Raw genomic sequence first — 7,139 nt, 5'->3', positions numbered from 1 at the left:
GTGGTCGGCCGCCGCGGCGTCCGTCGCGGCGGCGTCGCCGGCGCCGTCCGTCGCCGCGCCGTCCGAGGAGGCACCCGGCTCCGGGTCGACGACGAGCCGGGGCACCACGGCGCGGCTCGTCGCCACCGACGCGGCGACCGTGGCCATGCCCAGCGGCGACGCGAGCACCTGCCCCTGCCCGATGACCGAGGCGGCGTGGCCGGTGCCCGACGCGTCGTCCGGGACCGCGCCGAGGAACGCCGGGAAGCCGAGGTCGGCGGCCGGGTCGAGGCCGAGCGAGCGGGCGGCGTCCGCGAGCGCACCCTGGTCCGCGAGGTCGCGCGCGCCGATGAAGGCCGTGTTGCAGGAGTTGGCGAACGCCGTGCGGAACGGCACGTCGCCCTGCGCGGACGCCGGGTAGCCGGGGAAGTTCTGGAACGTGCGGCCGTCCACCGTGACGGTCGGCGGGCACGCGACCGACGACGCGGGCGTCAGCCCGCCGCGCAGGTACGCGAGCGCGCTCACGACCTTGAACGTCGAGCCCGGCGCGTACTGGCCGAGCGTCGCCGTGGAGATGCCCTCGCCGCCGGCGCCGCTGGCCGCCGCGAGCACGTCGCCCGTGGACGGCTGGATCGCGACGACCGCCGACGCGGGCGCCACGCCCGCGAGGACGGCCTCGGCGCGCTCCTGCAGGCGCTGGTCGAGCGTGACGCGCAGGGTCTGCCCGGGCACGGGCGCCGTGGTGAACAGCTCCCGCGTGGTCGACCCGTCGCCGCCCTCGGCCGGCTCGGCGCGCACCGTCACGCCCGGCGTGCCGCGCAGGTGCTCGTCGTACTGGCGCTGCAGGCCGGAGAGACCCGCCAGGTCGCCCGCGGCCACGGCGCCGTCGGACGCCTCGACGATCTCCGCCGTCGCCTGGCCGACCGTGCCGAGGATCGGCCGCGCGAAGGTCCGCGTCGGCGCGAGCGGCAGCGTGTCCGGCACCGCGACGACGCCCGGGAGCGCGCGCAGCGCGGCCTTGTCGACGGACTCGTCCTCGACGCGCAGCGTGATCGCCTCGACGAACGCCTTCTCGCCCGCGCCGGCGACGCGCTGCGCGTACGCCTCCGGGTCGAGGGCGAGGGCCGCCGCGAGCGCCCGCGCGGCCGCGTCGTGCTGGTCGGCGGGCAGCCGCGTCTTGTCGACGCCGAAGCGCTCGACGTCCCGCTCCGTGACGAGCACGGCGTCCCCCGCGCCGACCACGTCCCCGCGCGGCGCGGCCGTGCGCGCCGCGCGCAGCACCTCGCCGTCCTGCAGGTCGGGTGCGAGCAGGGCCGGCGACCACGCGACGCGCCAGGCGTCCTCGTCGTCACGGGCGAGGCGCGCGTCCGCCGTCCACATCCAGTCCTCGTCGACCCACGGCAGGTCCCACGTGACCGCGAGGGCCGCCGTCGCGGTCTCCTCGTCCTCCGCCGTCGTGACCCCGGCCACCTCGACGGTCGCGGCCGCGGTCTCCCCGAGGCCGGCGACCACGGCGGTGCGCGTCGCCGCGAGGTCCGCGGGCGCGGGCGCGGCCGCGTCGAGCGGCACGTCGGTGAAGTCGCCCGACGCGAGCGCCGCCGCGAGCGCCTCGGCCGCCGGGCGCGGGTCCGGCCGGTCCGGCGTGCAGGCCGCGACGCCCGAGGTCAGGAGCAGCCCGCAGGCCAGTGCCCACGCCGCGCGGCGGCCCCGCGCGCGTGCCGTCGCCGTCGTCGTCCCCATGCCGTCCTCCTCGTCGGTGGCGCGCCCGCCTCCGCGGAGTCCGGGCACGGCCGCACGAAGCGTGGCACCGGGCACCGGGCCACCGCTGCGGGTCACGGGTGATCTTCACCGCTCCTCCCCAGGAGGCATGACGAGTATCGCTCGTCCGGTTGCATCTGGACGCGGGTCCAGGTCACGATGCGGTCATGGAGCACGGGGGGACAGCAGAAGGACCGGCACGCCGGCAGCCACCACCTGACGTCGTCGGGCCGCTGCAGCCACGCGACCGGACGGCCGCCGCTGCGGTGCTGGCCGCCGCGCTCGCCGAGGACCCGGGGTACTCGCACCTGTTCCCGGTGCGGGCGCGCCGCGAGCGGGAGCTGCGCGAGGTGTACCGGATGACCTTGGCCGACGGCATGCGGCACGGCCGCGTGCTCGTGACGAAGCTCGGCGACGAGGTCACGGGCGTGCTCGCGCTGTACCCGCCGGGCACCTACCCGATGTCCGCCGGCCGGTGGCTCCGCCAGGGCCTGCGCCTCGCGCGGATCGCGCTGTTCACGCGCGAGCACAGCGGCGGCATCATCCGGTTCGGCGAGCTGACCTCGCAGGGCGTGCCCTGCGACGCCTGGTACGTCGAGGCGTTCGGCGTGCGCCCCGACCTGCAGCGCGCCGGCCGCGGGTCGCTGCTGCTGCGGCGCTTCCTCGACGACGTGGACCGGGCCGGGGTGCCGTCCTACCTGGAGACGACCAAGCACGACAACGTCGGCTACTACCACTCCCGCGGCTACACCGACGCGCACGAGCCCGTGCCCCTCACGCCGGACGGGCCGTTCATCTACCCGATGACCCGGCCCGCGCGGACCGCGGACGCGGGGCCGGCCGCGGACGCGGGGCCGACCACCGACGCGCGGACCGACGGCGGCACGCGGACGGACACCGGCGCGCGCACCGGGCCGGACACCGTCGAGGACGACCCCGCCGCCTGAGCGGCCGGCGGCGTCGAGACGTCCGGCGCCGCCGGTGCCGCCTGCGCGACCCGCCGGGGTGCCGCCGCGCGGGCGAGGCGCGCTCACGCCTCCGGCCGTCCTCGGCGCAGGCGTGCGAGCAGCGCCTCGGGCGTCGCGGTCGCCGGGTCCCAGCGGGAGTCGACGAACCACGTCGCGCCCGCACCCGCGAGCTCCTGCACGCGGTCGCGGGCCGCCACCGGGTCGTCCGGGAGCACGCCCTGCACGACCACGTCGAAGGGGCCCGCGTCCGGTGCCCGGTGCGCACGCGCCCACGCGACGACGCCCGCCACGTCGGCCGCCGTCATCTCCCGCTCCGGCTCCGCCCCGCGCAGCTGCGGCACGACGCCGTCCCACCGCACCGCGCGGCCCATCGACCGCTCGCTCGGGAACGCCGCCACCGGCCACAGCGGCACGTGCGTGCGCCCGTCCGCGCGCGGCACCGGGCGCGGGTCGAAGCGCATGCCGTCGACGTGCAGGTGCGTGCCGTCGACGTGGACGGGCCCGCCCGTGAACGCCTGCGCCAGCACCGCGAGGTCGTCGTCGAGCAGCTCGGCGCGCTCGCGCAGCGTGCGGCGCTCGGCCGGCACGGCCGCGACCGCGCCGTCGTCCGCCACCCCGACGCCGACGGGCAGCACGAGGCGCCCGCCGGACAGGTGGTCGACCGTGACGGCCTGCTTGGCGACGACCCACGGGCGCCGCCGCGGGAGCGCGAGGACCATCGCGCCGAGGGTGATGCGGTGCGTGCGCACGGCGGCCGCCGCGAGCAGCGCCCACGGGTCCCACGACGGCATGCCGGCGATGTCGACGCCGTCCCACGTGAACCAGCCGTCCCAGCCGTGCTCCTCCGCGACGACCGCCATGTCGACGACCTGCTGCGCCGTCCCGAAGCTCGCCACGAACCCGACCTGCACCCCGACCACCTCCGCCCGTCCCGATCCCGCCCGTCCTGATCGAGCCGACCCGATACGGCCCGATCCGTCCGGTTCCTGCTCGCGCGACGCTACGCGCGCCCACCGACACCCCCGCCGCTCGCCCCGGGCGGTGGCCCCGGCGCGCGGCGCCTAGGCTGGCCGTGACCCCGCACCGGCCCCGTCCGACGCCCGGCCCGTGCCCCGCCCGCACCCCGAGGAGGCCCGCGTGCCCACCGACGTCGTGGTGGTCGGGTCCGGCCCGAACGGCCTCGCCGCGGCGGTGACGTGCGCACGCGCGGGGCTCGAGGTCGCCGTGCTGGAGGCCCAGGACACGGTCGGCGGCGGCTCGCGGACGCTCGACCTCGGCCTCGCCGACGGCGTCGTGCACGACATCTGCTCCGCCGTGCACCCGATGGCGTGGGCGTCCCCGTTCCTGCAGGAGTTCGACCTCGGTGCGCGCGGCGTCGAGCTGCTCACGCCCGAGGTGTCGTACGCGCAGCCGCTCGACGACGGCGAGGCGGGCATCGCGTACCGCGACCTGGCGCGCACGGTCGAGGCGCTCGGCCCCGACGGGCCGGCGTGGCGATCCCTCCTCGGGCCGCTGGCGGAGCGGCCGGAGGTCGTGGTCGGCGTGGCGATGGGCGACCGGCGCAGCATCCCGCGGGAGCTGCTGCCGACCGGCGTGCCCACGGCGGTGCGCTACGCGCTCGGGCTCGCCGAGCAGGGGTCGCCGCTGTGGACGCGGCGGTTCCGCGGGCACGTCGCCCCCGCGCTGCTCACGGGCGTCATGTCGCACGCCATCCACCCGCTGCCCGCGATCCCCGCGGCCGGCGCCGGGCTGCTGCTCGCCGCGCTGGCGCACGCGGGCAGCGGCTGGCCGCTGCCCCGCGGCGGGTCGCAGGCGATCGTCGACGCGCTGCGCGCCGACCTCGAGGCGCACGGCGGCACGGTCGTCGCCGGGCACCGCGTCGGGTCCGCGGCCGACCTGCCGCCCGCGCGGGCCGTCCTGTTCGACACCAACCCGCGCACGGTCGTCGAGGTGCTCGGCGACCGGCTGCCGGCCCGCACGCGCCGCGGCCTGGAGCGGTTCCGGTTCGGGCACGGCGCCGCGAAGGTCGACTTCGTGCTGTCCGGCCCGGTGCCGTGGGCGTACCCGGAGGTCGGACGTGCCGGCACGGTGCACCTCGGCGGGTCGCAGCAGCAGCTCGCCGAGGCCGAGGCCGACGTCGCCGCCGGCCGGCACGCGCCGCGCCCGACGGTCCTGCTGAGCGACCCGACCGTCGTCGACCCGGGCCGCGAGGTCGGCGGGCTGCATCCCCTGTGGACGTACGCGCACGTGCCGGCGGGGTCGGACGTCGACGTCACCGAGGCCGTCACGGCGCAGGTCGAGCGGTTCGCGCCCGGCTTCCGCGACGTCGTCGTCGCCTCGCGGTGCATCCCCGCCGCCCGGATGGTCGACCACGACGAGAACTACGTCGGCGGTGACATCTCCGCCGGGGCGCTCGACCTCGTGCAGACGTTCGCCCGGCCGACCCCGTCCCTCGACCCGTACCGGCTCGCGGAGGGCGTGTACCTGTGCTCGGCGTCCGCGCCGCCGGGCCCCGGCGTGCACGGCATGGGCGGGTGGTTCGCGGCCCGCCGGGCGTTGCGGCAGGTCTTCGACGTGCGGCACGCGCCGGCCCTCGCGCCGGGGGTGGCGGCATGATCCGCCGGCTGGACGGAGGTCCAGGTTCGGAGGACGCCACGCCGGGGCTTCGGTGGTGCGAAACCGCCGGTGCCCCTACCGTCGTCCTCGGACCGCGGATGGCGACGCGGGGCGGGACGGACGACACGAGCAGGGGGCGGCGGGCATGAGCGACGAACCGACCACCTCGCACGCGCCCGCGCAGCCCGCCGGAGCCGTCGACGCCGCCGCCGGCACGGGCGTCGTGCCGCCGCGGACGCTGCCCGACGACGACCAGGCCGGCCGGCCGGCGCCCGCCGGCGAGGAGCTGCACGCCTCGCACCCCGCCGCGACGTTCGTCGCGCTGCGCCGCTGGGTGCTCGACAGCGCCGCCCAGCTGCGCACGCTGCGCGGGGACCTGCGCGAGCAGATCGCCGCGTCGTCGTCGTCGGCCGTGGAGCCGCTCGGCGACGTGCCGGAGAAGGTCGTCCTCGTCGCCTCCGAGCTCGCGACGAACGCCCTCGCGCACGGCCGCCCGCCCACGCAGGTGCGGCTCGCGCAGGACGGCCGCACGTTCCTGCTCGAGGTGTCCGACGGGGCGCTCGACCGGCACCCGTTCCTCGCCGAGGGCCGCGCACCCGGCGACGGCGGCTTCGGCCTGCAGATCGCCCGCCGCCTGTCGCTCGACGTCGGCTGGTACGCCGACGCCGAGGGCAAGCACGTGTGGGCGACGTTCTGCGCGACGGACGACGCGCGCCGCTGACCGCGAGACGTCCCGCCGGACGCCCCGCCGCGGTGCCCCGGCGATGACCCACACTGTGCGCATGGCGGGCACCACCACCTCCCCCGACGCCGAGCCCGACACCGGCCCCGGCGGCGCGCGCGTCCTGCGGCTGCGCGGCGCGACCCTCGGCGCCGGCGTGCCCGCGGTGTGCGTGCCGCTCGTCGCGACGACCCCCGACGCCGCCGCCGCCGACGCGCGCGCCCTGCCGCCGGGCGTGGCCGACGTCGTCGAGGTGCGGCTCGACCACGTCGCCGGCTCCGCCGCCGACCCCGCGCTCGCGACCGCGGCCCTGCGCGCCGTCCGCGCGGCCCTGCCCGACGACGTGCCCGTGCTCGCCACGTTCCGCTCGGCGCGCGAGGGCGGTGCGCAGCCCGCCGACGACGCCGCGTACGCCGCGGTCGTCCTCGCCGCGATCACGTCCGCAGGCGTGGTCGACGCCGTCGACGTCGAGCTCGCCACGCCCGACGCCGTGCGCGCCGACCTGCTCGCCGCGGCCCGCGCGCACGGCGTGCCCGTGGTCGTCTCGACGCACGACTTCGCCGGCACGCCGTCCGCGGACGCGCTGGTCGACGTGCTGCGGCGGCAGCGGGACGCCGGCGCGGACGTCTGCAAGGTCGCGGTCACGCCCGCCGACGCGGACGACGTGCTCACGCTCCTGCAGGCCACGCGCACGTTCGCGCGCGAGGCCGACCGGCCGGTCGTGACGATCGCGATGGGCGGGCTGGGCCTGGTGACGCGGCTCGCCGGCGAGGTGTTCGGGTCCGCGCTGACGTTCGGCTCGGTGGGCGCCGGGAGCGCGCCGGGCCAGCTGGACGCCGTGCGGCTGCGCGAGGTGCTGACGCTCGTCCACGCCGCGCTCTGACGGGTCGGGGCGGTCGGTCTGGCCGGACTGACCGCCCGGTCCAGCACGGGCCGGTGAGTCCGGGCAGCGCCGACGGTCGGCACCGGGAGGACCACCCGCGTCCGGCGCCGACCCGAGGAGCAGCCGTGCCCGTCACCCACCCGTCCGACCCGGCCGGTCCGCCGGCGCCCGCAGGCGCGCACGGGCCCGCGGGCCCGTACGACCTGGACCGTGC

At 78.6% G+C, this 7,139-nt stretch carries 6 protein-coding genes; 4 read left to right on the top strand and 2 right to left on the bottom strand.

Going from position 1 to position 7,139, the window contains the following annotated elements; translation table 11 throughout:
- Window positions 1-1,719 (bottom strand): penicillin-binding transpeptidase domain-containing protein (locus AB6N23_RS16345; RefSeq protein ID WP_412867052.1); only part of this gene is annotated, 1,719 nt, incomplete at its 3' end.
- A gap of 185 nt (window positions 1,720-1,904) precedes the next feature.
- On the opposite strand from AB6N23_RS16345, the gene AB6N23_RS16340 reads away from it, so the two are divergent.
- A complete protein-coding gene (locus AB6N23_RS16340) occupies window positions 1,905-2,684 on the top strand; it encodes a GNAT family N-acetyltransferase (protein ID WP_412867051.1) in 780 nt (259 codons plus the stop codon).
- Window positions 2,685-2,767: 83 nt separating this feature from the next.
- Here the strand turns inward: AB6N23_RS16340 and AB6N23_RS16335 are convergent, their stop codons facing one another.
- The gene (locus tag AB6N23_RS16335; RefSeq protein WP_412867050.1) at window positions 2,768-3,616 is read right to left on the bottom strand and encodes an LLM class flavin-dependent oxidoreductase; all 849 of its coding nucleotides are present in this window, start codon (window positions 3,614-3,616) and stop codon (window positions 2,768-2,770) included.
- 226 nt (window positions 3,617-3,842) lie between these two features.
- On the opposite strand from AB6N23_RS16335, the gene AB6N23_RS16330 reads away from it, so the two are divergent.
- From AB6N23_RS16330 to aroD, 3 genes are all read left to right on the top strand, one after another.
- Complete coding sequence (locus AB6N23_RS16330) at window positions 3,843-5,321, top strand: phytoene desaturase family protein (RefSeq protein WP_412867049.1); 1,479 nt, start codon at window positions 3,843-3,845, stop codon at window positions 5,319-5,321.
- A 145-nt stretch (window positions 5,322-5,466) separates the two neighbouring features.
- Window positions 5,467-6,042: an ATP-binding protein gene (locus tag AB6N23_RS16325; RefSeq protein WP_412867048.1), complete on the top strand. Its 576-nt coding sequence runs from the start codon at window positions 5,467-5,469 to the stop codon at window positions 6,040-6,042.
- A gap of 61 nt (window positions 6,043-6,103) precedes the next feature.
- Entirely contained in the window at window positions 6,104-6,925 is an 822-nt protein-coding gene (gene aroD / locus AB6N23_RS16320) for a type I 3-dehydroquinate dehydratase (protein ID WP_412867047.1), read from the top strand.
- Window positions 6,926-7,139 lie beyond the last annotated feature (214 nt).

Origin of the sequence: Cellulomonas pasadenensis, from assembly GCF_047229365.1 — a bacterium.
Taxonomy (GTDB): domain Bacteria; phylum Actinomycetota; class Actinomycetes; order Actinomycetales; family Cellulomonadaceae; genus Cellulomonas.
The sequence above is the reverse complement of the archived record's forward strand: the minus strand, read 5'-3'. Positions and strand labels throughout refer to the sequence as shown.

Coding starts and splice junctions, on each gene's coding strand:
- AB6N23_RS16340 (WP_412867051.1), top strand. CDS start 1,905: ATGGAGCACGGGGGGACAGCAGAAGGACCGGCACGCCGGCAGCCACCA.
- AB6N23_RS16325 (WP_412867048.1), top strand. CDS start 5,467: ATGAGCGACGAACCGACCACCTCGCACGCGCCCGCGCAGCCCGCCGGA.
- aroD (WP_412867047.1), top strand. CDS start 6,104: ATGGCGGGCACCACCACCTCCCCCGACGCCGAGCCCGACACCGGCCCC.